18 protein-coding genes are annotated in these 24,757 nt (G+C 71.1%); 13 read left to right on the forward strand and 5 right to left on the reverse strand.

All coding sequences use genetic code 11. From position 1 onward, the window contains the following. Positions 1–143 precede the first annotated feature (143 nt). The 3 genes from REH65_RS26120 to REH65_RS26130 all read left to right on the forward strand — a co-directional run bounded on the left by REH65_RS26120 (position 144) and on the right by REH65_RS26130 (position 3,392). Positions 144–1,523: an FAD-binding oxidoreductase gene (locus tag REH65_RS26120; protein ID WP_406689513.1), complete on the forward strand. Its 1,380-nt coding sequence runs from the start codon at positions 144–146 to the stop codon at positions 1,521–1,523. 44 nt (positions 1,524–1,567) lie between these two features. Beyond that, a complete protein-coding gene (locus REH65_RS26125; RefSeq protein ID WP_406689514.1) occupies positions 1,568–2,800 on the forward strand; it encodes a class I SAM-dependent methyltransferase in 1,233 nt (410 codons plus the stop codon). A gap of 109 nt (positions 2,801–2,909) precedes the next feature. Continuing rightward, on the forward strand, positions 2,910–3,392 hold the full coding sequence (locus REH65_RS26130) for a VOC family protein (protein WP_281453883.1): 483 nt from the start codon (positions 2,910–2,912) through the stop codon (positions 3,390–3,392). A 58-nt stretch (positions 3,393–3,450) separates the two neighbouring features. On the opposite strand, the gene REH65_RS26135 is transcribed toward REH65_RS26130, so the two are convergent. Then, positions 3,451–4,851 (reverse strand): lipase maturation factor family protein, encoded by a 1,401-nt coding sequence (locus REH65_RS26135; RefSeq protein ID WP_406689515.1) that lies wholly within the window; start codon positions 4,849–4,851, stop codon positions 3,451–3,453. 59 nt (positions 4,852–4,910) lie between these two features. On the opposite strand from REH65_RS26135, the gene REH65_RS26140 reads away from it, so the two are divergent. After that, positions 4,911–5,738, forward strand: a complete 828-nt coding sequence (locus REH65_RS26140; protein WP_406689516.1) for a putative RNA methyltransferase — start codon at positions 4,911–4,913, stop codon at positions 5,736–5,738. A gap of 13 nt (positions 5,739–5,751) precedes the next feature. On the opposite strand, the gene REH65_RS26145 is transcribed toward REH65_RS26140, so the two are convergent. Together REH65_RS26145 and REH65_RS26150 are read right to left on the reverse strand one after the other, a co-directional pair. Further along, complete coding sequence (locus REH65_RS26145; protein WP_406689517.1) at positions 5,752–7,221, reverse strand: aldehyde dehydrogenase (NADP(+)); 1,470 nt, start codon at positions 7,219–7,221, stop codon at positions 5,752–5,754. 379 nt (positions 7,222–7,600) lie between these two features. Further along, positions 7,601–8,761: a PucR family transcriptional regulator gene (locus REH65_RS26150; protein ID WP_406689518.1), complete on the reverse strand. Its 1,161-nt coding sequence runs from the start codon at positions 8,759–8,761 to the stop codon at positions 7,601–7,603. Between the two features lie 74 nt (positions 8,762–8,835). Here REH65_RS26150 and ureA point away from each other — a divergent pair, with 74 nt between their 5' ends. From ureA to REH65_RS26170, 4 genes are read left to right on the forward strand one after another with little or no spacing between them, the layout of a single operon-like run. Beyond that, on the forward strand, positions 8,836–9,411 hold the full coding sequence (gene ureA, locus REH65_RS26155; protein ID WP_406689519.1) for an urease subunit gamma: 576 nt from the start codon (positions 8,836–8,838) through the stop codon (positions 9,409–9,411). Continuing rightward, the gene (locus REH65_RS26160; protein WP_406689520.1) at positions 9,408–11,081 is read left to right on the forward strand and encodes an urease subunit alpha; all 1,674 of its coding nucleotides are present in this window, start codon (positions 9,408–9,410) and stop codon (positions 11,079–11,081) included. Before ureA ends, REH65_RS26160 begins: the two co-directional genes overlap by 4 nt. A gap of 13 nt (positions 11,082–11,094) precedes the next feature. Continuing rightward, a complete protein-coding gene (locus REH65_RS26165; RefSeq protein WP_406689521.1) occupies positions 11,095–12,723 on the forward strand; it encodes an amidohydrolase in 1,629 nt (542 codons plus the stop codon). Positions 12,724–12,738: 15 nt separating this feature from the next. Then, a complete protein-coding gene (locus REH65_RS26170; protein WP_406689522.1) occupies positions 12,739–14,040 on the forward strand; it encodes an MFS transporter in 1,302 nt (433 codons plus the stop codon). A 179-nt stretch (positions 14,041–14,219) separates the two neighbouring features. On the opposite strand, the gene REH65_RS26175 is transcribed toward REH65_RS26170, so the two are convergent. Beyond that, a complete protein-coding gene (locus REH65_RS26175) occupies positions 14,220–15,569 on the reverse strand; it encodes an FAD-dependent oxidoreductase (RefSeq protein WP_281453874.1) in 1,350 nt (449 codons plus the stop codon). 418 nt (positions 15,570–15,987) lie between these two features. On the opposite strand from REH65_RS26175, the gene REH65_RS26180 reads away from it, so the two are divergent. The 5 genes from REH65_RS26180 (at position 15,988) to REH65_RS26200 (ending at position 24,072) form a co-directional block, all read left to right on the forward strand. Further along, the gene (locus REH65_RS26180) at positions 15,988–18,039 is read left to right on the forward strand and encodes a putative bifunctional diguanylate cyclase/phosphodiesterase (protein ID WP_406689523.1); all 2,052 of its coding nucleotides are present in this window, start codon (positions 15,988–15,990) and stop codon (positions 18,037–18,039) included. A gap of 175 nt (positions 18,040–18,214) precedes the next feature. Further along, positions 18,215–19,024 carry an SAM-dependent methyltransferase gene (locus tag REH65_RS26185; protein ID WP_406689524.1) on the forward strand — a complete coding sequence of 270 codons (810 nt, stop codon included), beginning with the start codon at positions 18,215–18,217 and terminating at the stop codon, positions 19,022–19,024. A gap of 238 nt (positions 19,025–19,262) precedes the next feature. After that, positions 19,263–21,329, forward strand: coding sequence for a putative bifunctional diguanylate cyclase/phosphodiesterase (locus REH65_RS26190; RefSeq protein ID WP_406689525.1), 2,067 nt, complete (start codon positions 19,263–19,265; stop codon positions 21,327–21,329). A 185-nt stretch (positions 21,330–21,514) separates the two neighbouring features. Continuing rightward, positions 21,515–23,512, forward strand: coding sequence for a threonine--tRNA ligase (gene thrS, locus REH65_RS26195; protein WP_406693247.1), 1,998 nt, complete (start codon positions 21,515–21,517; stop codon positions 23,510–23,512). A 17-nt stretch (positions 23,513–23,529) separates the two neighbouring features. Then, entirely contained in the window at positions 23,530–24,072 is a 543-nt protein-coding gene (locus REH65_RS26200) for an HIT domain-containing protein (protein WP_281454027.1), read from the forward strand. Between the two features lie 71 nt (positions 24,073–24,143). On the opposite strand, the gene REH65_RS26205 is transcribed toward REH65_RS26200, so the two are convergent. Continuing rightward, complete coding sequence (locus REH65_RS26205; RefSeq protein ID WP_281453870.1) at positions 24,144–24,668, reverse strand: YceI family protein; 525 nt, start codon at positions 24,666–24,668, stop codon at positions 24,144–24,146. Between the last annotated feature and the right edge of the window lie 89 nt (positions 24,669–24,757).

Here is a 24,757-nt window from a genome sequence, read left to right on the forward strand (position 1 = left end):
CCCAACCTGCGGTTTTGCGATCATCGAAGATCGCGGAACCACTCGATGCCACCGGGTTTTGGGCTGTTCGTCGGCTTGCGGGCGGGTTCCGGTGCCTGGTTAAAGGGGGTGCTTGACTCCGGTTCCGGCATTACGGTCGAGGCATGGCGGATCGGGTAACGCCGATGATCGGCGAGCATTCCGACGACGTGGCCGAACTGGTCGCGCAGTACGCACAACTGCCGGCCGGAGCACCGGTCCGGCTCGCCAAACCCACCTCGAACCTCTTCCGGTTCCGCGCTCCGTCCGAGACGCCGGGGCTGGACGTCGGCCGGTTCACCAAGGTCTTCGACGTCGACGCCGAAGCCGGAACCGCGCAGGTCCAGGGCATGGCGACCTACGAGCAGATCGTGGACGCGCTGCTGCCGACCGGGCACATCCCGAAGGTGGTGCCGCAGCTCAAGACCATCACGCTGGGCGGCGCGGTGGCCGGGCTCGGCATCGAGTCGACCTCCTACCGCAACGGCCTGCCGCACGAGTCGGTGCGCGAGATGGAGGTGCTCACCGGCGACGGGTCGGTGGTGGTGGCCCGCCGCGACAACGAGCACGCCGAGCTGTTCCGCGGCTTCCCGAACTCCTACGGCACGCTGGGCTACGCGCTGCGGCTGGAGATCGAGCTGGAGTCGGTCAAACCGTTCGTCAAGCTCCGGCACGTCCCGTTCGCCACCGCCGAGGAGTGCGCCGAGGCGATCGCCCGGGTGTGCGCGGACGGTGAATTCGACGGCGAGCCGGTCGATTTCGTCGACGGCACGGTCTTCACGCCGAGCGAGCACTACCTCACGCTGGGGTCCTACGTGGACTCGGCGCCGTTCACCAGCGACTACACCGGAACCCGGATCTACTACCGCTCGCTGCAGCAGCGGCGCACCGACTACCTGAGCATCCGCGACTACCTGTGGCGCTGGGACACCGACTGGTTCTGGTGCTCGCGCGCCATCGGCGTCCAGCACCCGCTGGTCCGCCGATTCTGGCCCGCGCAGTACAAGCGCTCCGACGTCTACCGCCGCATCGTCGCCTGGGACCGCAAGCACTCGGTGACCGACCGGCTCGCGGTGCTGCAGGGCAAGGGCCTCAACGAGCCGGTGATCCAGGACGTGGAGATCCCGGTCGAGCGGTTGCCGGAGTTCCTGGAGTTCTTCCACCGCGACATCGGCATCTCGCCGATCTGGCTCTGCCCGGTGCGGTTGAGCGACACCCGCGGCTGGCCGCTGTACCCGATGGACGCCGAGACGCTCTACGTCAACGTCGGGTTCTGGGCGACCGTGCCGCTGCGACCGGGGGAGGCGCCCGGCAGGCACAACCGCGCGATCGAGCGCAAGGTCACCGAGCTCGACGGGCACAAGTCGCTGTACTCCAACTCCTACTTCGAGGAGGACGAGTTCTGGCGGCTGTACAACCGCCCCGCCTACCAGCGGCTGAAGGACACCTACGACCCGAAGGGCCGGTTGCCGGGGCTGTACGAGAAGTGCGTTCGCGAGCGCTGACTCGCGGGGGAAACGACACATCAAACTGGAGAGGAGACCCTCTGATGGGATGGGCAGGGGTGTTCGAGCGGATTCTCGGCGACGATCTGTCGATCGAGATCCGCGCCTTCGACGGCAGCCGGGCAGGCACCGCCGGAGCCGATGTGTGCGTGGAAGTCCGCTCGCCGCTGGCGTTGTCGCACCTGGCCGCCGCTCCCGGCGAGCTCGGGCTCGCCCGCGCCTACGTCAGCGGGGCCCTCGAAGTGCGCGGGGACATGTACACCGCGCTGGCGGCGTTCCCGGCGGTGACGCTCAACGACATCCCGCCGGAGCTGCGCAGGGAGCTGGCCTTCAAGCTCGCCGGCTACCGGTTCTGGTGGCCCGTGCGGGTTCCCGAGGTCGAGCACCGCTCGTCGCGCGGGTGGCGGCACTCCAAGCGCCGCGACAGCCAGTCGATCTCGTACCACTACGACGTGTCCAACCGCTTCTACGAGTACGTGCTGGGCCCGTCGATGGCCTACACCTGCGCGGTCTACCCCGAGCAGGACGCGACCCTGGAGCAGGCGCAGTTCACCAAGCACGACCTGGTGGCCCGCAAGCTCGACCTCAAGCAGGGCCAGCGGCTGCTCGACGTCGGCTGCGGCTGGGGCGGGATGGTCATGCACGCCGCCGAGCACTACGGGGTGCGGGCGCTGGGCGTGACGCTGTCGCGGCAGCAGGCGCAGTGGGCGCAGAAGGCCATCGCCGAGCGCGGCCTGGCCGATCTCGCCGAGGTGCGCCACATGGACTACCGCGACGTGCAGGAGAGCGGGTTCGACGCGGTGAGCTCCATCGGCCTCACCGAGCACATCGGGGTCAAGCAGCTGCCGCACTACTTCTCGTTCCTGCAGGACAAGCTGGTGGCGGGCGGCCGGATGCTCAACCACTGCATCACCCGCCCGCACGGCCACCAGAAGGCCAAGCCGGGCAAGTTCATCGGGCGCTACGTGTTCCCCGACGGCGAGCTGGAGCCGGTGGGCACGCTGGTGTCGGCGATGAACGACCACGGGTTCGAGGTGCGCCACGAGGAGAACCTGCGCGAGCACTACGCGCTGACGCTGCGCGACTGGTGCCGCAACCTGGAGCGCAACTGGAAGGCGGCGGTCGCCGAGGCCGGCCTCGCGCGGGCGCGGGTGTGGCGGCTGTACATGGCGGCCTGCCGGCTGGGCTTCGAGCGCAACAACGTGCAGCTGCACCAGGTGCTGGGCGTCAAGCTCGACGGCACCGACGCCCGGATGCCGCTGCGTCCGGCCTTCTGATGCGTCTGTCCTTCTGATGCGCCCGGCCTTCTGGTGCGAGCGATGAGTTCCGCTGCGTGAGCGGGTCTATCCCTTCAACCTGGTTCTCGACGGACGGAGGGATGGACCCATGTACGAGTTCACGCAGAAGATCACCCCGAACCTGTGGTTCGACACCCAGGCCGAGGAGGCCGCGAAGTACTACTGCTCGATCTTCCCGGACTCGCGGATCGTGCACGTCATGCACCACGGCGAGGCCGGTCCGGGCGATCCGGGCACGGTGCTCGTGGTGCAGTTCGAGCTGCACGGGCAGCAGTTCGTCGCGATCAACGGCGGCCCGCAGTTCCACTTCACCGAGGCGGTGTCGCTGGAGGTGATGTGCGAGTCGCAGGAGGAGGTCGACCGGCTCTGGGAGCGGCTCGGCGAGGGCGGCGAGCACGGCCCGTGCGGCTGGCTCAAGGACCGCTACGGCCTGTCCTGGCAGGTCACGCCGCGCCGCCTGCTGGAGCTGATCACCTCCTCCGATCCCGCGGTCTCCGACCGGGTCATGAAGGCCATGATGGCGATGGGGAAGATCGAGATCTCCGAGCTGGAGGCCGCTGCTCAGGGGTGAGCGCAGTTCTCATGAGAACTTCCCCCCGCACACGACCGGGACCGTCGGTCGTGGGGTGTCAACCGAAACGTCCACCGATGTCGTCGAGGTTCATCGGCGGGATGAGTTCTGAGGACCTGGTTCTGGTCCAGTGGTCGCCGGTGCTGCGGCGCTCGTCGCGGGTGGTGAAGCGGTAGCGGTAGAGATCGGCTCGGACGAGCTCCGGCGGGTTCTCCGGGAACGGGTTGTGGCGGAGCAGGGCCAGCACCTCGGGTTCCGCGCGCAGCAGGGCGCGCAGGAAGCGCGGCAGCCAGGTGCGGCCGTAGGACGGGTTGATCGCGACGAACCACATCAGCCAGTCCAGCCGCAGGTGGTACGGGGCGATCTGCGGGGGTCGGCGCGCGGGATCACCGGGCTTGCCGCGGAACTCGTACTCCCGCCACGGGCCGTCGGGATCGTGCGCGCCCAGGACGACGACCTCGTAGCGGACGCGGGTGATGCTGCCGAAGGCGCCGTAGGTGTTGCCCAGGTGCAGCCTGTTGAAGCTGCGGTTCATCACCTGCCCGCGTCCCAGCATGTTGCGCACCGGCCAGTAGGCCAGCACGACGAACAGCGCCGTCACCGCCAGCACCAGGACCGCGAACCAGCCCGGCGGGTCCGGTCGCGCGACCGGCGGGGCGCTGATCGCGGCGCAGGCCAGCGTGATGGTGAGCAGGTTCAGCCAGGCGAAGTTGCCGCTGAGCATCAGCCACAGCTGCGTCACCACGACGATCACCGCCGCGACGCTCGCCACCGGTTGCGGGGCGAACAGCAGGAACGGCGCCACCAGCTGCGTTCCGTGGTTGGCCAGCACCTCGACGCGGTGCAGCGGGCCCGGCAGGTGGTGGAAGGCGCGGCTCAGCGGTCCCGGCATCGGCTGGGTCTCGTGGTGGTAGTGCAGCGCCGTGAGGTCGCGCCAGCAGGAGTCGCCGCGCAGCTTGATCAGCCCGGCGCCGAACTCCACCCGGAACAGCAGCCAGCACAGCAGCCACAGGATCGGCGCGGGCGGGGCGAGGTGCGCCGGGCCGAGGAAGATCACCAGGAAACCGGCCTCCAGCAGCAGCGACTCCCAGCCGAAGCCGTACCAGACCTGGCCGACGTTGACGATCGACGAGTACAGCACCCACAGCAGCGTCCACAGCACCAGCCACGTCCACAGCGGTGCGAGGTCGGCGAACTGGGCCAGCAGGCTCGCCACGACGCCCGCCCAGCCCGCGCCCGCCAGCCAGCGGTCGGAGCTGCGCAGGTGGAACAGGCTCGGCGCCCGCCGGAACGGCACCCGCTCGACGAACCGGGCGACCGGGGTGAGACCGCGCTCGCCGAGCAGACCGCGGAACTGGCGCAGGAAGCAGGCGAAGCCGATCAGGTAGGTCAGGGCGATCAGGTGGACGACGGCGAACCGCGCCGCCTGGTACTCGGGTGCGCTCAGCCAGTGCCCCATCGCCCGCACCTCCTCTCTCCCGGGGCGCCCCCGACTAGAATCGCGCATCTGCGAGCGGTGTGGAGGGCAAGGCTGTGCTGGACGACGTGGTGGAGCTGCTGGCCTGCCCGCACTGCGGCGGTGACCTGGGGCGGGACGGCGATGCGCTGCGGTGCCCGTCGAACCACGCGTTCGACTTCGCCCGGCAGGGCTACGTCAGCTTGCTCTCCGGCCGCAGCAAGGTCGTCGGCGACACCGCCGAGATGGTCGCCGCCCGCGCCGGGTTCCTCGAAGCCGGGCACTACGACCCGATCGCGGACGCCGTCGCCGACGCGGTGACCGGTGACGGCCCGGTCGTGGACGTCGGCGCGGGCACCGGCTTCTACCTGAACCGGGCCCTGGGGGAGCGGCTCGGCGTGGCGCTGGACGTCTCCAAGTACGCCTGCCGCCGCGCCGCCAAGGTCCACCCGCGCATCGGCGCGGCCGTCGCCGACGCCTGGCAGCCGCTGCCGATCCGCACCGGAGCCGCGGGCACCGTCCTCAACGTCTTCGCGCCGCGCAACGCCCCGGAGATGCGCAGAGCCCTGCGCCCCGGCGGCGAACTGGTCGTCGTGACCCCCGAGCCCGGTCACCTGACCGGGCTGGTCGACCGGCTCGGGCTGCTGCACGTCGACGAGTCCAAGCAGGACCGGCTCGCCGACCAGCTCGCGGGCCACTTCACCCCGGTCGACCAGCGGGCGGTGGAGTTCCGGCTGGACCTGACCCGCGACGAGGCCCGCGCCGCGATCGCGATGGGACCCAACGCCTGGCACACCACGCCCGAGGCCCTCGACGCCGCGATCGCGGAGCTGCCCGCCCCGCTCGCCCCGGCGGTGGCGGTCACGGTCGCCCGCTACCGCCGGGTCTGAGCGTCCGGCCTGGTCAGCGCGGGGTGTGGACCGCGCGCGGCAGGTTCCAGGGGTTGTCGTCCCGCAGCGCCGGCGGCAGCAGCGCGGCCGGGACGTTCTGGTAGGTGACCGGGCGGAGGAAGCGGTCGAGCGCCGCGGTGCCGACCGAGGTGAAGCGGGCGTCCGTGGTGGCCGGGTAGGGGCCGCCGTGCTGCATCGCGGGGGAGACGGCGACGCCGGTCGGCCAGCCGTTGAACAGCACGCGACCGGCGCGGTCCCGCAGCAGCGGCAGCAGGGTCGCGACGAAGTCGGTGTCGGCGTCGTCCGCGTGCACCGCGGCCGTCAGGTTGCCCTCGAACGCCTCCGCCGCGCGCCGGGCCTCGTCCTCCGAGGCGTAGGTGACCACGATCGACAGCGGCCCGAAGACCTCCTCCAGCAACGCCTCCCGGTTCGCCAGCAGCGTGTCGACGTCGGTGGCCAGCAGGGTCGGCACCGCGCCGTCCGCCGCCTCACCGGCGGCACCCTCGGCCAGCACCCGCACGCCCGGGACCTCGGTGACCGCCGCGCGGCGCGAGCAGTAGCCCTCGTGCAGCCGGTCGTTGAGCAGCCGGTGCGCGGCCACCGCGGCCGACTCCTCCGCGAGGGCGGCCTCCAGGCCGTGGTCGGCGGGCAGGAAAAGCAGGCCCGGCTTGGTGCACAGCTGGCCGGCGTTGCCCGAGTAGGAGGTCACGTAGCCCTTCGCGATGTCGGCGCCGCGCGCGGCCACCGCCCCCGGGGCCGCGAACACCGGGTTGAGGCTGCCCAGCTCGCCGAAGAACGGGATCGGCTTCGACCGCGAGTTCGCGATGTCGAACAGCGCCCGCCCGGCCGGGACCGAGCCGGTGAACGCCGCCGCCTTGATCCGCTCGTCGCGCAGCGCGGCCGTGCCGATCTCGAAGCCCAGCACGACGCCGAAGGTGCCCTCCGGCGCGCCCGCCGAGCGCAGCGCGTCGGCGACGATCTCGCCGGTGCGCACCGACAGCTCCGGATGGCCGGGGTGGCCCTTGAGCACCACCGGGCACCCGGCGGCCAGCGCGGCGGCGGTGTCGCCCCCGGCCACCGAGAACGCGAACGGGAAGTTGCTGGCGGCGAACACCAGCACCGGGCCCACCGGCAGCAGCATCCGCCGCAGGTCCGGCTTCGGGCCCAGCGCGAAGTCCGCGTCGGCCTGGTCGAAGGTGACCCGCAGGTGCTCGCCGGTCTCGATGGTCTCGGCGAACAGGCGCAGCTGGAACGTGGTCCGCTTGAGCTCGCCGGTGAGGCGGCCCTCCGAGAGGTGCGACTCGCTGATGGCCAGCGGGATCAGCTCACCGGCGGCCGCGTCCAGCGCGTCGGCGACGGCCCGCAGCTGGCGGGCCCGCTCGGCCGGGGGCTGCGCGCCGAACGGCTCGGCGGCCTCGGCCGCCCGCTGCAGCGCGGCGTCGAGTTCGGCCTGGGTGGTGTCCGGGATCTGCGTCGCGGTCAACGTCCCATCCTTTGCGCGATCGAGAGAAGTCCGCCACCACCGTAGTACGCCGGACAACCGGCACGCCGCACGGCGTTCGGCATGACGTACGGGTCCGGGAGGTGACCGCACGTACGGGGGAGGTGACAGTTTTCATGAGAACTGTCACCTCCACCGACCACGGAAGTTTTCATGAGAGCTTCCCTCCCCGTGGGGACGGGAGGGACGTGCGGACTCCTGGAGTGGGGAAGTTTTCATGAAAACTGCGCCGGGTCACGATCGACGAAATCCCCGTGGTCCCCTCACCACCGCTTGCACCGAGAACCCGACACTCCCCCTCGCGGGAGGGTGTGGAGGTGGGGACGGTTCTCATGAGAACTGCGGGTCTCACGGTCCGCCGTCACGGACCGCACTCGCGTGCCACCGCGAACAGCGCCGCCTGCTCCGGGCGGGTGAGGTCGCAGCCGGTGAGCTCGGCGATCCGGCGCAGCCGGTTGAGCACGGTGTTGCGGTGGCAGTACAGCTCGGCCGCCACCGCCCCCGCCGACCCGGTGCGCAGGTAGCACGCGGCGGTCTCCAGCAGCCGGGCCCGCTCGCCCGCGCCGATGCCGCGCACCCGCCCGAACACCTCCGCCGCCAGCGCGTCGCCGGTCTCGCCCAGCCGTCCCGCCACCACCGACGCCCACGCGTCGGTGAGCCCGCGCGGACCCGCCTCGGCCACCTCGGTCCCGGCGAGCTCGGCGGCAATGCGCACCGCGCGCGGCACGCCCGCGAGCGTGCGCGCGACCGGCGCCAGCCCGCAGGGGACGTCGTGCAGCCAGCGCGACGGCACGGCGGTGGTCCCGCTCGGCAGCTGCGCGATGAGCACCGGGCGCCGGTCGACGTCCTGCAGGTGCACCGCGATGCCGCGCTCGGTGAGCTCGTCGACGGCGTCGCGCAGCGGCCGGGTCGCCGACAGGGGAGCGGCGGCCACCGCGAAATCCGCGTCGGCGGAGACGTCCAGCGCGGTCGCGACCTGCGCGACGACCTGCGGGTCGCGCGCGTCGGTGGTCAGCAGCCGCGCCACCAGCTGCGCGCGCTCGTGCTCCTGCTCGCGCGCCACCACCGCGGCCTCGGCCAGGTAGGCCAGGTGGATGCGGGTGGTGTGGTGGTCCACCGCCGCCCACACCCGGGACGCGCTGTGCACCAGCGACGGCAGCTCGTCGTCGGACGCGCGCCGGGTGAAGGCGTCCCACAGCACCCGGAAGTCGAAGCGCACCGCGTGCAGCAGCACCTCCAGCGGGACTCCGGCCTGCGCGCGGCTGCGCCCGATCCGCTCGCACAGGTCGGCCAGCCGGTCGGGCATCGGCATGCCGCCGACCAGCCGCAGCAGCAGCTCCATGCTCGCCTCGGCGTGCTCGCGCAGCTCGATCCACGGCACCGCGTCGCTGGCGTAGGGCTCCATCGAGCGCAGCTCGGCCAGGAACACCGCGACGAGCTCGTCGAGGTCGTCCAGGCAGGAGTGCACCAGCCTGCGCAGCGGTCCGCCGGGTGTGACCGGCACGTGAAGCGGAGTGTGCATCCGCCCAATCTAGGGCGATCAGATGGCGTTGATCCATCATTGTGCTGGGCCGGTGACCAGAGGACTGTGCTCTCATGCACTTGACGCCCCGCGAGCAGGAGCGGCTGACCCTGTTCAGCGCCGCGGAGCTGGCCCGCCGCAGGCTGGCGCGCGGAGCGCTGCTCGGCGCACCCGACGCCGTGGCCTACGTGTGCGACGAGGTCTGCGAGATGGCCTGGGACGGAACGGATCTCGACGAGATCGTGCGCCGCGCTGGCGAGCTGCTCGCCCCCGATCAGGTCCAGCCCGGGGTGGCCGCGGCGATTCCGGCGATCCAGGTCGAGGCGCTGTTCCCGCACGGCAGCGCGCTGGTGCACGTGCCGCAGCCGTTCGGCCCGCCCGGCCCGGACGCGCCCGGGGCGGTGCGCGCCGCTGACGGCGAAATCGAGCTGGCCGCGGGCCGCGAGCACCGGACGGCGCGGCTGCACAACACGGGTGACCGCCCGGTGTGGATCTCCTCGCACTTCCCGCTGGAGGAGCTCAACCCCGCGGTGCGCAGCGACGTCGACCTCACCGGGTTCCGGCTCGCGGTCCCGGCCGGGATGGCGGTGCAGCTGGGGGCGGGGGAGCGCAAGGAGATCACCGCCGTGGCGCTGGGAGGCGAGCGATGACGAGCCTGTCGCGCGAGCGTTACGCCGCGCTCTACGGCCCCACCACCGGGGACCTGGTGCGGCTGGCCGACACCGATCTGTGGGTGCGGGTCGAGGCCGACGACTCCGAGCCCGGCGAGGAGCTGCTCGGCGGCTGCGCCAAGACGACCCGCGACGGGCTGCTGGTGGCGCCGAAGGCGGGCCGGGACAGCGCGCTGGACATGGTGATCCTCGGCGTGCTGCTGCTGGACCCGGTGCTGGGCGTGCGCAAGACCAACATCGGGATCAAGGACGGCCGCATCGCCGGGGTCGGCCGGGCGGGCAACCCGGACGTCATGGACGACGTGGAGCTGGTCGTCGACTCGCACACCGGCATGATCACCGGTGAGGGGCTCATCGCCACCCCGGGCGTCGTCGACTCGCACGTGCACCTGTCCAGCCCCGAGGTGGTGCCGGCCGCGCTGGCCGCCGGGGTGACCTCGCTGGTGGGCATGGGCATGGGCGGCGTGTGGGACGTCGGCGCCAACCCGGCGAACAACCTGCGGACGATGATCGAGGCCTGGCGCGACGTGCCGATCAACGTCGCGTTCCTGGCTCGCGGCTCGTCGTCGTCGAACGACCTGCTGGAGCGCGCGGTGCTCTCCGGCGCGGGCGGTTTCAAGATCCACGAGGACTGGGGAGCCACCCCGCACATCGTCGACACGTGCCTGGGCGTGGCCGATCAGGCTGACCTGCCGGTCGCGCTGCACACCGACACGCTCAACGAATCCGGGTTCCTGGCCGACACCCTCGACGCCACGCGGGGGCGCACGGTGCACGCCTACCACGTCGAGGGCGGTGGCGGGCATCCCGACCTGCTGGAGGTCGTGGGCAGCCCGCACGTGCTGACCTCCTCGACGACCCCGACGCTGCCGCTGACCCCGGCGACGGTCTCGGAGCTGCTGCCCATGACCATAACAGTCCACAGGGGACATTCCATGATGGACAGCGACCGGGGCATCGCGGGCAGCCGGGTGCGGGAGCACGGCATCGCCGCGGAGAACGCGCTGCACGACTCCGGGGCGATCAGCATCGTCAACTCGGACTCGATGGGCATGGGCCGCATCGCCGAAACCGCCCGCCGCACCTGGCAACTCGCCCACGTCCAGGCCGCGCTCGCCGGGGAGGCCGGACCCGAGCACGCCGACAACGAGCGGGTGCTGCGCTACCTCGCCAAGATCACCCTGAACCCGGCGATCGCGCACGGCATGGCCCACGAGGTCGGCTCGCTGCAGCCGGGCAGGCTCGCCGACGTCGTGCTGTGGCAGCCGTCCTGGTTCGGCGCCCAGCCCGATCTCGTGATCAAATCCGGCTTCGTCGCCTGGGGCGCCAGCGGCTCCGGATCCGGCTCCACCCGGCTCACCCAACCGAGGGTCATGCGGCCCTTCTTCGGCGGACTCGGGGCCGCAGCCCGCAGGCTGTCGACGGTGTTCGTCGCCGACGCCGCCGACCGCGCGCACCTGCCCAGCGGCCCGAACTACGCCTCCGTGCGCCACAGCAGAGGCCTGACCAGGGCGGACATGGTGCGCAACACCGCGACCCCGCGCGTGGAAGTCCCGCGCGAACCGGGGCCGGTGACGGTCGACGGGGTGGAGGTCGACGTGCACCGGGCTGCCACGCTGCCGCTGACCCGCACGCACCACCTGGCCTGAAGAAGGGAACGACGTGCTCGATCTAGTCCTGCGCGACGTCCGCGCGCTGACCATGAACCCGGACCGCCCCACCGCGCACACCATCGGCGTGCTCGGCGGGCGCATCGTCGGGGTGGACGAGGAGATCGCCGACCTGCCCGCGCGCCGGGTGGTCGACGGCGACGGCGCGGTCGCCGCGCCCGGCTTCGCCGACTCGCACAACCACATGGTCTGGTACGGGCTCTCGCTGGCGGAGCTGGACCTGTCCGGCTGCCGGAGCTCCCAGGAGCTCTACGACCTCGTCGCCTCCCAGGCGGCCTCGCTGCCCTCGGACGGCTGGGTGATCGGGTCGGGCTACGACGACTTCGTCATCGGCGGGCACCCCGACCGCGCCGCGCTGGACCGGGCGGGCGGCGGCAGGCCCGTGTGGCTCAAGCACCGCTCGGCGCACATGTGCGTGGCCAGCAGCGCGATCCTCGACGAGGCGGGGGTTCTCGACGGGTCGGCCCGCGTCCCCGAGGGCGGCGTGGTCGAGCGCGACGCCGACGGCACCCCCACCGGGCTGCTCGCCGAGCAGGCGCAGCAGCTCGTCGACGCCCTGGTCAAGCCCTACCCGGTCGAGGAGCTGGCGGCCGCGATCGCCCGCGCCGCGAAGCGCTACGCCGCCGAAGGGCTCACCCACGTCACCGAGGCCGGCATCGGCGGCGGCTGGATCGGGCACAGCCCCGCCGAAGCCGCCGCCTACCAGCTCGCGCGCTCGCGCGGGGACCTGCTGCAGCGCGTCGAGCTGATGCCTGCGACCGAGGTGCTGCACCCGGTCGGCCCCGACGCGTTCGGCCTGGACCTGGGGCTGCGCACCGGTTTCGGCGACGACTTCCTGCGCATCGGGCCGATGAAGATCTTCACCGACGGCGCCCTGTCGAGCCGCACCGCCGCGGTCACCGAGCCCTTCCACGGCCACGGCGGCCACGGCGTGCTCGGCGACGACCCGGACGTGCTGCGCGAGCGCATCCTGACCGCGCACCGCGGCGGCTGGCGGGTGGCCGCGCACGCCATCGGCGACCGCGCCATCGACCTGGCGCTGGAGGCGTTCGAGGCAGCGCAGCGCGACTTCCCGCGCCCGGACGCGCGGCACCGCATCGAGCACTCGGCGATGGTGCGACCCGACCACCTGCCCCGGATGGCCGCGCTGGGCGTCATCCCGGTTCCGCAGTCCCGGTTCCTGTACGAGATCGGCGACACCATGATCGAGGCGGTCGGCGACGAGCGGGAACCCTGGCTGTACCGGCAGAAGTCCTTCGTGGACGCCGGACTCGTGGTGCCCGGCAGCTCCGACCGGCCGTGCGTGAGCAACGGCGCGCCGTTGCTGGGGATGCGGGCGATGGTCGACCGCACCACCAAGGCCGGCCGCGTGCTCAGCCCCGACGAGCGGGTCGACGCGACCGAAGCGCTGCGCGCCTACACCACGCACGCGGCCTGGGCGGCGGGCCAGGAGAACGAGCGGGGCCGCATCGCCGCGGGCATGTTCGCCGACCTCGTGCTGCTCGACGCCGACCCCACCACCGCCCCCACCGCGGAGATCGGCGACATCGGCGTGCGCGCCACGTTCGTCGCCGGGCGCGCGGTGCACGGCGCCGAGGAGTTCGCAGCAGACCCCACCTGATCCAAGGGAGGCCCCGTGACCGAGATCCCGAGAGCGGCGACGCCGAGCGCGGAACGCGTCGATCCCACCGAGGCGCGCAAGGTCGCGTTCGCCGCGTTCGTCGGTACCGCGCTGGAGTGGTACGACTACTTCCTCTACGGCACGGCCGCGTCGATCGTGTTCGACCGGCTGTACTTCGCGACGGAGGACCCGGCGGTGGCCACGCTGGCCGCGTTCGCCTCGTTCGCGATCGGGTTCGTCGCGCGACCGCTCGGCGCGCTGCTCTTCGGTCACCTGGGCGACCGGATCGGGCGCAGGCGAAGCCTGCTCATCACGGTCACGCTGATCAGCGTCGTCACGGGGCTGATCGGTCTGCTGCCGGACTTCGCGGCGATCGGGCTGGCCGCACCGCTGCTGCTGACCGCGCTGCGCGTGCTGCAGGGAATCGCGGTCGGCGGCGAGTGGGGCGGTGCGGTCACCCTCGCCGTCGAGCACGCGCCGCCGGAGCAGCGCGGCCGGTTCGCGGCGCTGCCGCAGATCGGGTCGCCGATCGGCACGCTGCTGTCCTCGGGCGGGTTCTACCTGGTGGCGATGCTGCCCGACTCGTCGTTCGACTCGTGGGGCTGGCGGCTGCCGTTCCTGGCGGCGTTCCCGCTGCTGGGCGTGGCGCTGTACCTGCGTCGCCGGGTGGGGGAGTCGCCGCTGTTCGAGCGGATGCTCGCCGAGCACGACCGCGCCTCGGTGCCCGCGCTGGAGCTGTTCCGGACGGCGTGGCGGCAGGTGCTGATCGGTGTCGCGGCGTCGCTGATCGGCATCGGCGGCTTCTACCTGCTGACCACGTTCGTGATCAGCTACGGCTCGGGGACGCTGGAGCTGCCGAAGTCGCTGATGCTGATCGCGACGTTGGTGGCCGCGGCGGCCGAGGTGGTGACCCTGATCTTCGGCGGCAGGCTCGCCGACCGCTTCAGCCCCGGCAAGGTCTGCCTGTGGGGCGGGGTCCTCTCGGCGCTGGTGGCGTTCCCGGTGTTCTGGATGATCGACACCCGGAACCCGGTACTGGTCGTCATCGCGGTCACGCTGGGCATCAACTGCCTCTCGATCCCCTACGCGGTCTCGGGCTCCCTGCTCGCGGGCCTGTTCCCGGTGCACCTCCGCTACAGCGGAGTCGCGATCTCCTCCAACCTCAGCGGGACCCTCAGCGGCTTCGTCCCGCTGGCCGCCAGCGCCCTGCTCATCGCGGGCGACCACAAGTCCTGGCCGGTAGCGGCCCTCCTCCTCGCCCTGGCCCTCATCACCGCCCTCGGCGGCCTCCTCGGCCACCAACACGCCCGATCCTGACCCGACCCTGTCAAGAACCATCGGTTTCATCGCGCGAAAACCGCTGTTTTCGTCGCGCGAAAACCGGGGTTTTCAACCGGGTGAAACCTGCTGTTTTCGATCGTGGGGTGGTTCGGACGTGAGAACGCCCCTGCTCTCCCGGGGAGCAGGGGCGTTCTCGGTGGTGCGGGGAGGTCCGGTCACTCCGCTCGGGAGATCTTGACCATGTCCTCGCGGGGGACGACCTTGATGCGCTCGCGGCCGTGGGGTTCGCCGAGGGACTTCTCGTGCGCGTCCAGGCGGGTCCAGCCCTCCCACGTGGTGTAGGAGACGCCGCGCTCCTCCAGCAGCTCGATGATGCTGTCGGAGGCGGGCTGCTCGGCCTTGGGCAGCGCGTCGAGGTCTTCGAGCAGGTTGTTGATCGTCTCCAGCGCGTCGCCCTTGGTGTGCCCGATCAGGCCGACCGGGCCGCGCTTGATCCAGCCGGTCGTGTAGACGCCCGGGATGTGCTCGCCGTCGAGGTCGAGCACGCGGCCGCCCGCGTTGGGCACGGTGCCGGACTTGGTGTCGAAGGGCAGGTCGGCGACCGGGGAGCTCAGGTAGCCGACGGCGCGGTAGACCTGCTGCACCGGGTAGGTCTCGTACTCGCCGGTGCCGCGGACGTTGCCGTCACCGGTGAGCTCCATGACCTCGACCTTGAAGCCCTCCACGCGGTCGGTGCCGGTGACCTCGACCGGGGCGCGCAGGAAGTGCAGGTGCAGGCGGCGCTCGGTGTTGTTCTTCGGGTCGCGCAGCGCCCAGTCCTGCAGGGTCTTGACGATCGTCTTGACCTGGTTGTTGGTCTGGGCTTCCTTCTCGCTGGCCTCGTCCATCTCGAAGCCCTCGGGGTGCACGATGATCTCGACCTCGTCCTGGTGGTCGAGCTCGCGCAGCTCCAGCGGCGTGAACTTCGCCTGCGCCGGGCCGCGGCGGGCGAACAGGTGCACGTCGGTGACCTTCGAGTCCTTCAGGCCGCGGTGCACGTTGTCCGGGATCTCGGTGCTGAGCAGGTCGTCGGCCTGCTTGGCCAGCACCCGGGCCACGTCCAGCGCGACGTTGCCGGCGCCGATGACCGCGACCTGCTCGCCGTCCAGCGTCCAGTCGCGCGGGGCCTCCGGGTAGCCGTCGTACCAGTAGACGAACTCCGCGGCGCCGTAGCTGTGCGGCAGGTCGATGCCCGGGATGTCCAGCGGGCGGTCCTGGTCGGCGCCGGTCGAGAAGATCACCGCGTCGTAGTGCCGCTGCAGGTCTTCGAGCTTGACGTCCACGCCGTACTCGACGTGACCGAGGAAGCGGATCTCCGGCTTCTCCATCACGCGCTGCAGGGCGTTGATGATTCCCTTGATGCGCGGGTGGTCGGGCGCCACGCCGTAGCGGATCAGCCCGTAGGGTGCCGGCATCCGGTCCAGCAGGTCGATCTCGACCGGGGTCTCGGACTTGGTCAGGATGTCGGCGGCGTACACGCCGGCCGGGCCGGCCCCGACGATCGCGACACGCAACGGGCGGGTCATGCATCTCCTCCTGGGTGCGCCGGGCTCGGCGCGCTCGACTGCGAAGCCGCGCGGCACCGTGCCCGGAAGCGGTCCGGGCCGAGCCATGCGCGGAATCGATACCAGCTTAGGGATGCCTTACCCCCGATCCCGCATAGCGGACCGGTGACAATCCTCATAGGCGATCTGGTGCATCACCTCGGTGAACCACAACACTCAAGATCATCTTCCGGTAGGCGCCCCGGCCAGGCGATATCGCGGACTCGACCATTCAGCGCTGAGTGCGTGACCGAACGCGGTGAGTGACAGTAAGATCGGTCCCGGATCGACCGCGTCGGTGCGCACCGTGCCGCGCCGGCTCCACGCGGTGACGAAAGAGTCGAGGACAGGGTGGGCGAGTGCGTCGAACGCCACACCGGAGCGCCGACGGAGCCGAACCGTGATCACCAGGGTGGATCGCCCCGAGTTCATCCAGCGGTGGAAGCGCGAGATCGCGCACAACAGCTACGCGCCGCTGAACCGCGGCGACGTGGAGGACCTGCTGAGCAACTGCCTGGAGCACCTGCTCGGCGAGCTGGCCTGCCCCGACCGCGCGGGCGAGGCCCGCAACGCGGGCGTGGAGCTGCTGCCGCTGCACCGCGACAACCCGATGGTCCTGCCCGGGACCCTCAAGCTGCTGGCCGCCGAGCTGCCGGTGCTGCTGCCCGAGGTGCCGCCGGACCGGATCGTGGCCGCCCTCGGCCACCTCGCCGCCGGGTTCGCGGAGAGCCTGCGGACCGGTGCCGTGGAGCGGAACTCGGGCCGCGACCTGCGGGCCCGCACCCAGGCGCTGTTCAACGCGCCGAACGTCGGCATCGCCGTGGCCAGCACCGCGGGCGTCGTCGAGGAGACCAACGCCGCCCTGCGGCGCATGTTCCGGCTCTCCGAGACCGCGCTGACCGGCGCCTCGGTCCTCGATCTCGCCGACGACCGCTGGCGCCCCGAGCTCACCGGCGCGCTGGGCGACCTCGCCGACGGAGCGGGTGAGGAGGTCAGCCTCGACACCCGCTACACCGCCGCCGACGGCACCCACGTGTGGACCCGGCTGACCGCGACGCTGGTCCGCGACGGCCTCGACCGGCCCGATCACCTGGTGCTGCACTACGAGGACATCACCGACCGGCACATGCTCCAGGAGCAGTTCCGGCGCCAGGCCGTTCAGGACCCGCTGACCGGGCTGGCCAACCGGGCGCAGCTGGAGTCCTGCCTCGACGCGGCGCTGACCACCGTCTACCCGGGTCGCCGGGTGGGCCTGTGCCTGTTCGACCTGGACGGCTTCAAGGCCGTCAACGACAGCCTCGGCCACGGCATCGGCGACCGGATGCTGCGCGAGGTCGGTCGCCGGATGCAGTCGCTGGCCGCGACCGAGAGCGCCGTGGTGGCGCGCACCGGCGGCGACGAGTTCGCCGTGGTCATCCCCGACTCCTACGACGCCGCGCACGTGATCGACCTGGTCGAGCGGATGCTGCGGGAGCTCACCCAGCCGATGTGGATCGGCGCGCACGAGCTGACCGCCTCGGCGAGCGTCGGCATCGTCGAGCGCGAGGTGCTGGGCACCGACACCGGTTCGCTGCTGCGCGACGCCGACATCACGCTGTTCCGCGCCAAGCGCGACGGCCGCGCGCTGTGGGTGCTCTTCGACGCCGAGCGCAACGCGGTGGCGCACGAGAACTTCCGGCTCTCGGCCGCGCTGCCCTCGGCGCTGGAGAAGCACGAGCTGTTCGTCGAGTACGACCCGGTCGCCGACGTCGAGACCGGCGAGGTGCTGGCGGTGCTGGCCAACGTGCGCTGGGACCACGACGAGTTCGGCGAACTGCCGTCCAGCCGGTTCCTCGGGCTGGCCGAGGAGACCGGGCTGATCACCCGGCTCGGAGGTTGGACCCTGGAGCAGGCGGGCGCGCACGCTGCCCGCTGGGTGCGCGAACTCGGCGAGCACGCCCCGCTGCTCGGGCTGACGCTGTCGGCGCGGCACTGCCGCGATCCGGAGCTGGTCCGCGGCGTGCGGGAGGCGCTGGAGAGCACCGGTCTGCCCGCCGAGTCGCTGGTGCTGTGCCTGCCGGAACCGGCGCTGTTCGACTACCAGGGCGATCCGGTGGACACCGTCGAGATCTTCGCCGAGATGGGCATCCGGCTGTTCGTGCACGAGTTCGGCTCCGACTACACCCGGGTCGACCGGCTCAAGGACCTGCCGCTGGCGGGCGTGCTCATCGACGGTCCGCACATCGAGGGCATGGCCGACCCCGACGGCCCGGAACCGATCAGCGAGTACCTGGTGCGCAGCGCCGTCGGCGCGGCGCAACTGATGGATCTGCCGGTGCTGGCCACCGGTGTGACGACCGCGGAGCAGGCCCACCGGCTGGGGGAGATCGGTGTGCGCCTGATCCAGGGCCCGCACGTCAGCGACCGGGTCTCGGCGATGGAGGTCGCCGAACTCGTGGGCGGTGCCCGGTAGGAGCCGAATCCGGCTCGACATCCCCGAGAAACCCGACGAGACCCCGAAAAGAGCTGGTACCGCGCGGTTCCGAATATCCACTCTGGGTGCATGTTCAGAAGCGTTGAGTGACAGTACGATGAGGCTTCTTGATCACCTTTTCGGGTGTCGAATCCACGTGCAGGAGGCTGAATCTATGGAGCAGCGACCCGATTGGCTGGCCGAGGGCGTCGACCTGGACAAGCCCAGCGCAGCCCGCTGCTACGACTTCTACTTAGGCGGCGCGCACAACTTCGCCGCCGACCGCGAGCTCGGCAAGAAGGTCCTGGAAGTGGTGCCCAACGTCAAGGAGGTGGCGCTGAACAACCGCGCATTCCTGCGCCGCGCGGTGCGCTACTGCCTCGACCAGGGCGTCCGCCAGTTCCTCGACATCGGCTCGGGCATCCCGACCGCGGGCAACGTGCACGAGATCGTGCACGCCGTCGACCCGCAGGCCCGCGTCGTCTACGTCGACAACGAACCGGTCGCCGTCGCGCACAGCCGCTCGATCCTCGACGGCAACGACAACGCGACGATCGTGCAGGCCGACCTGCTCGACGTGGCCGGTGTGCTCGACGCACCGGAAACCCAGCGGATGCTGGACTTCTCGCAGCCGATCGCCGTGATGATGGTGGCGCTGCTGCACTTCGTGCCGGAGAGCGCCAACCCGCGCGAGGTCATCCGCCAGTACCACGACAAGCTCGCCCCGGGCAGCTACCTCGGCTTCTCCCACGTCACCGGCGAGGAGTTCCCGGAAGGCGTGCAGGGCCTGGTCAACCTCTACGAGAACAGCACCAACCCGGTCACCCTGCGGACCCGCGCCGAAGTCGCCGAGCTCGTCTCCGACTTCGAGCTCATCGAGCCCGGCGTCGTCTACGTCCCGGAGTGGCACCCGGACTCCCCGGAGGACGTCGGCGACCGGCCCGAGGAATCCATCGTCTACGGACTCCTCGGTCGCAAGGCGTGATCACCGCTCGTCGTGCGAGGACCCGGCATGATCGCCAGACTGGCCCCGACCGCACCCCCGTCGACCCGGCACCCCCGGCGTCGAGAGCCGCGAACGCTCGTCGACGCGAGAACCGGGGTTCTCGACGCGACGGGGGCGGGAGTTCATCGTGACCGGCGACGAGGCCGGGCAGAAGGTGTGAGGGATGCCTGAAATCGAGGGAGGGTTCGACCGCGGGGCGGACGATCGCCTGCGAGTGGTGGCTCAGTGGACGCGCGAGATCATCCACACCAGCTACGTGGCGATGGGCCGTCCCGAGATCGAGGCGTTCCTGGCGAAGTGCTTCGACGACGTCCTGGCCGCCTGCGACGGACCGCTGGAACCCGCTCGCCAGGCGGGGGAACGCCTCGTCCGCGTGCACTTCACCAACCCCGTCGTCGTCCACCGCACGCTCAACCACCTGGCGGCCGAGCTGCCCCGGTACCGGGATCTGGACCCGGCCGGACTGGTCGACGTGCTGGGCGCGATCGGGTCCGGTTTCGCCGGGGCGCTGCGCGAGCAGACCCTGGGCGAGCAGGAGATCATCAAGCAGTCGGTGCTCGACGCCCGCGACGCCGCCGAGGAGGCCCTGCGCGCCTCCGAAGCGCGGTCGCGGGCGGTGTTCACCTCGTCGGCGCTGGGCATCGCCATCGTCACCCTCGACGGCATCGTCGACGAGATCAACCCCTCGATGGCCAGGATCTTCCGGCTCAGCGAGGAGTCGCTGGTGAGACGGACGATCTTCGACCTCGCCGACACCGCCTGGGTCGGCGAGCTGGCCGCGGCCAACGCCGACCTGGTGCGCGGCGAGGTCGACCGCTACCAGCTGGAGATCCGCTTCACCGAGAAGCACGGCTCGCACATCTGGACCCAGCTGTCGGCCTCGCTGGTCCGCGACGCCCGCGACGACCCCGACTACCTGGTGATGCTCTTCGAGGACATCACCGACCGGCACATGCTCCAGGAGCAGTTCCGACGCCAGGCCGTGCACGACCCGCTGACCGGCCTGCCCAACCGCACCCAGCTGCAGACCAGCATGGAGCGGGCCCTGGAACCCACCCACCCCGGCAGGCGGGTGGGGTTGTGCTTCTTCGACCTCGACGGGTTCAAGGCCGTCAACGACAGCCTCGGCCACCCCGTCGGCGACCAGCTGCTGCGCGCCGTCGCCCAGCGACTGCAGGCGCTCACGGCCGAGTTCGGGGCGCTGGCGGCGCGGATGGGCGGTGACGAGTTCGTCGTCCTGGTGCCCGACACCGACGGTGCCGCGGGCCTGGTCGCGCAGGTGGAGAAGATGCTCGCGGAGGTCACCCGGCCGGCCCGCATCGGCGCCCACGAGCTGGCGGCCTCGGCCAGCGTCGGCGTCGTCGAGCGCCCGGTCGCCGGGACCGACGCGGAGGCGCTGCTGCGCGACGCCGACATCACCCTCTACCGCGCCAAGCAGGACGGCCGCGCGCAGTGGGTGCTCTTCGACGCCGCGCTCAACGCCGAGGCCCGCGACCGCTTCAAGCTCTCCGCGGCGCTGCCCGCGGCCCTGGACCAGGGGGAGCTGTTCGTCGAGTACGAGCCGGTGTGGCGGCTCGACGACGGCTCGCTGTTCGCCGCGGCCGCGAGCATCCGCTGGGACCACCCGGAGTTCGGCGAGCTGGGGGAGGAGTCGTTCCGCGACCTCGCCGAGGAGACCGGGCTGATCACCCGGCTCGGCGGCTGGGCTCTGGAGCAGGTCTGCAGGCACGCCTCGCAGTGGACCGAGCGCTTCGGCGCGCGCGGGCCGCTCGCGGCGGTGAGCCTCTCGCACCGGCACTGCCGCGATCCCGAGCTGGTCAACGACGTGCAGCGGGTGCTGCGCGAGACCGGGCTGCCGCCGGAGTCGCTGGCCCTGGGCATGCCCGAGGCGGCGCTGTTCGACCACCAGGGCGACGCGGTGGACACCGTCGAGATCTTCGCCGAGATGGGCATCAAGCTGATCGTCTCCCAGTTCGGCGACGACTACACGCGCCTCGCTCGACTGCGCGGGCTGCCGCTGCACGGGGTGCGCATCGACGGCCCGCACCTGGCCGGGTTCGCCGATCCGGACGGGCCCGATCCGCTCGACGAGTACCTGCTGAGCGCTGCGGCCGGGGCGGCCGAGCTGATGGACCTGCCGGTGGTCGCGGGCGGTGTCGACGACGAGCTGCAGGCGCAGCGGCTGGGCGCCCTGGGCGTGCGCTGCGCGATCGGCGCGTTCGCAGGTGAGCGGGTGTCCGCCCTGGAGCTCCACGAGCTCATCGCCGACCCGGAGGGCCGCTGAGGTTCCGCTACCCGCACCGCTGCGCAAAATGAGTCTGGAACCCTCTTCAAGGGCTTGGGCTGGGCGTTAATGGATTGGTGGACACCGATAGCATCGGGTTGCGCAACGTATCCGCGCCGGTGAAACGGCCCAGTCTAGGAGTGATCGTGTCGGTACAGCCTTCCCACGCCCAGCAAGCACCCCGGGTGAAGGTTCCGGCGGGCACTACCGCGGGCGCGGCCGTCGCCGAAGCGGGTCTGCCGTCGAAGGGCCCGGAGGCCGTCGTGGTGGTCCGCGACGCCGAGGGGAACCTGCGCGACCTGGACTGGGCGCCGGAGGCCGACGCCGAGGTCGAGGCGGTGGCCGCCGAGTCCGATGACGGCCGCAACGTCATCCGGCACTCCGCCGCGCACGTGCTCGCCCAGGCGGTGCAGAACCTGTTCCCGGACGCGAAGCTGGGCATCGGCCCGCCGGTGCGGGACGGCTTCTACTACGACTTCGACGTCGACAAGCCGTTCACCCCGGAGGACCTGCAGGCGCTGGAGAAGCGCATGAAGCAGATCCTCAAGTCCGGCCAGAAGTTCTCCCGCCGGCGGCTGGAGTCGATCGAGGCCGCCAAGGAGGAACTGGCGAGCGAGCCCTACAAGCTGGAGCTCGTCGACATCAAGTCCGATGTGGACGACGTGGACACCTCCGAGGTGATGGAGGTCGGCGGCGGCGAGCTCACCGTCTACGACAACATCGACCGGCACGGCGAGCGCGTCTGGGGCGACCTTTGCCGCGGACCGCACGTGCCGCACACCCGCTTCATCCCGGCCTTCAAGCTGACCCGCGTCGCCGCCGCCTACTGGCGCGGTGACCAGGCCAACCAGCAGCTCCAGCGGGTGTACGGCACCGCGTGGGAGTCCAAGGAGAAGCTGGAGGAGTACGTCGAGCGGCTCGCCGAGGCCGAGCGGCGCGATCACCGCAAGCTGGGCGCCGAGCTGGACCTGTTCTCGTTCCCGGACGAGATCGGTTCGGGCCTGCCGGTGTTCCACCCCAAGGGCGGGATCATCAAGCGCGAGATGGAGGACTACGTCCGCCGGCGCCACATCGAGGAGGGCTTCGAGTACGTCGGCACGCCGCACATCTCGAACGAGCAGCTCTTCCACACCTCGGGTCACCTGCCGTACTACGCGGACACGATGTTCCCGCCGATGGAGTTCGACGGGTACCAGTACCGCCTCAAGGCGATGAACTGCCCGATGCACAACCTGATCTTCCGCTCGCGGGGGCGCTCCTACCGGGAGCTGCCGCTGCGGCTGTTCGAGTTCGGGCACGTGTACCGGTACGAGAAGTCGGGCGTCATCCAGGGCTTGACCCGGGTGCGCGGTTTCGCGCAGGACGACTCGCACAGCTACTGCACCAAGGAGCAGGCGCCGGAGGAGGTCAAGCACCTGCTGAACTTCATGCTCTCGGTGCTGCGCGACTTCGGCATGGACGACTTCTACCTGGAGATGTCCACCCGCGACGACTCCAAGCCGGACAAGTTCGCGGGTTCCGACGCCGACTGGGCGGAGGCCACGGCGATCCTGGAGCAGGTCGCGCACGACAGCGGTCTGGAGCTGGTGGCCGACCCGGGCGGGGCGGCGTTCTACGGCCCGAAGATCTCGGTGCAGGCCAAGGACGCGATCGGCCGCACCTGGCAGATGGGCACCGTGCAGTACGACTTCAACCAGCCCGAGGGCTTCGAGCTGGAGTACCAGGCGGCCGACGGTGAGCGGAAGCGCCCGATCATGATCCACTCGGCGAAGTTCGGCTCGATCGAGCGGTTCTTCGGCGTGCTCACCGAGCACTACGCGGGCGCGTTCCCGGCGTGGCTGGCACCGGTCCAGGTGGTGGGCATCCCGATCGCCGACGAGCACGTCGACCACCTGGAGAAGGTGCGCAAGGCGTTGCGCGCCAAGGGGGTCCGCGTCGACATCGACACGAGCGACGACCGGATGCAGAAGAAGATCCGCAACCACACCACGCAGAAGGTCCCGTTCATGCTGCTGGCGGGCGGCAAGGACGTGGAGGCCGACGCGGTGTCGTTCCGGTTCCGCGACGGCACGCAGATCAACGGAGTCGGCGTCGACGACGCGGTCACCGCGCTGGTGGACTGGATTCAGCGGCGGGAGAACGCATCGCCGACCGCGGAGAACTTCCAGGCAGGTCAAGCGTGAGCGGTGAGGGCGTCGAGATGACGCGGCAGGAGGGTGTCGGGGTCGAGGACGCGTTGCAGCGGCTGTGGACCCCGCACCGGATGGCCTACATCCAGGGCGAGAACAAGCCGGTCGGCACCGACAGCGACGGCTGCCCGTTCTGCCGGTTGCTGGAATCCGGCCAGCCGGACGAGGATTCGCTGATCGTCGCCCGCGACGAGCTGGTGTTCGCGATCCTGAACCTCTACCCGTACAACCCGGGTCACCTGATGGTGCTGCCGTACCGGCACGTCGCCGACTACACCGAGCTCACGCCGGAGGAGACGGTCGCGGTCGCCGAGTACACGCAGCGCGCGATGCGGGTGATCCGCGCGATCTCCGCGCCGCACGGCTTCAACATCGGCCTCAACCAGGGTCCGGTGGCCGGGGCGGGCATCGCCGCGCACCTGCACCAGCACGTGGTGCCGCGCTGGGGTGGTGACTCCAACTTCATGCCGGTCATCGGCCACACCAAGGTCCTCCCGCAGCTGCTGGGCGACACCTGGAAGCTGCTGGCGGACGCCTGGCCGGAAGTGGGCTGACGTTCCTCGCCTGAAGCGGAAGAAGCAGGACCGGCGCGATGCCGGTCCTGCTTCTTCGTTGAGGGGGAGGGTCAGCTCCGCAGCTGGGCCTCGATGTCCAGCGTGATGGAGATCTTCTCGCCGACGACCGCGCCGCCGGCGGGGCCGACGCCGAAGTCGCTGCGGTTGAGGGTGGTGGTGGCCGAGATGCCCAGCAGGTTGTCGCTGAAGCCGTTGAGCTCGGCGGTCAGCGTGACCGGCTTGGTGACGCCCTTGAGGGTGAACTCGCCGTCGATGAGGTAGTCCTCGCCGTCCTGGCGGATGCCGGTGGAGCGGAAGGTCGCGGTGGGGTGCTGCTCGGCGTCGAAGAAGTCGGCGCTGCGCACGTGGGCGTCGCGGTCGGCGTTGCGGGTGTCGATCGACGAGACGTCGATCTTCGCGGTCACCGAGGACTGCAGCAGGTCTTCGGCGGTGACGATCTCGGCGGAGAAGGCGCCGAAGCGGCCCCGGGACTTGCCGACGCCCATGTGGCGCACGGAGAAGGTGACGTCCGAGTGCACCGGGTCGATGTCCCAGGTGCCGACGGTGTAACCGGGGATCTGCGCGGTCGCGGTCATGGTGTGTGCCTCCAGGCGGGCCGGGTGGGGTGTGTTGCTTTCACTCTGGACCAACTCGGTTGAAGCTTCAACCATTCCCGGGTGTGTGC

Source organism: Saccharopolyspora sp. ID03-671 (assembly GCF_045278815.1).
Taxonomy (GTDB): domain Bacteria; phylum Actinomycetota; class Actinomycetes; order Mycobacteriales; family Pseudonocardiaceae; genus Saccharopolyspora; species Saccharopolyspora ipomoeae.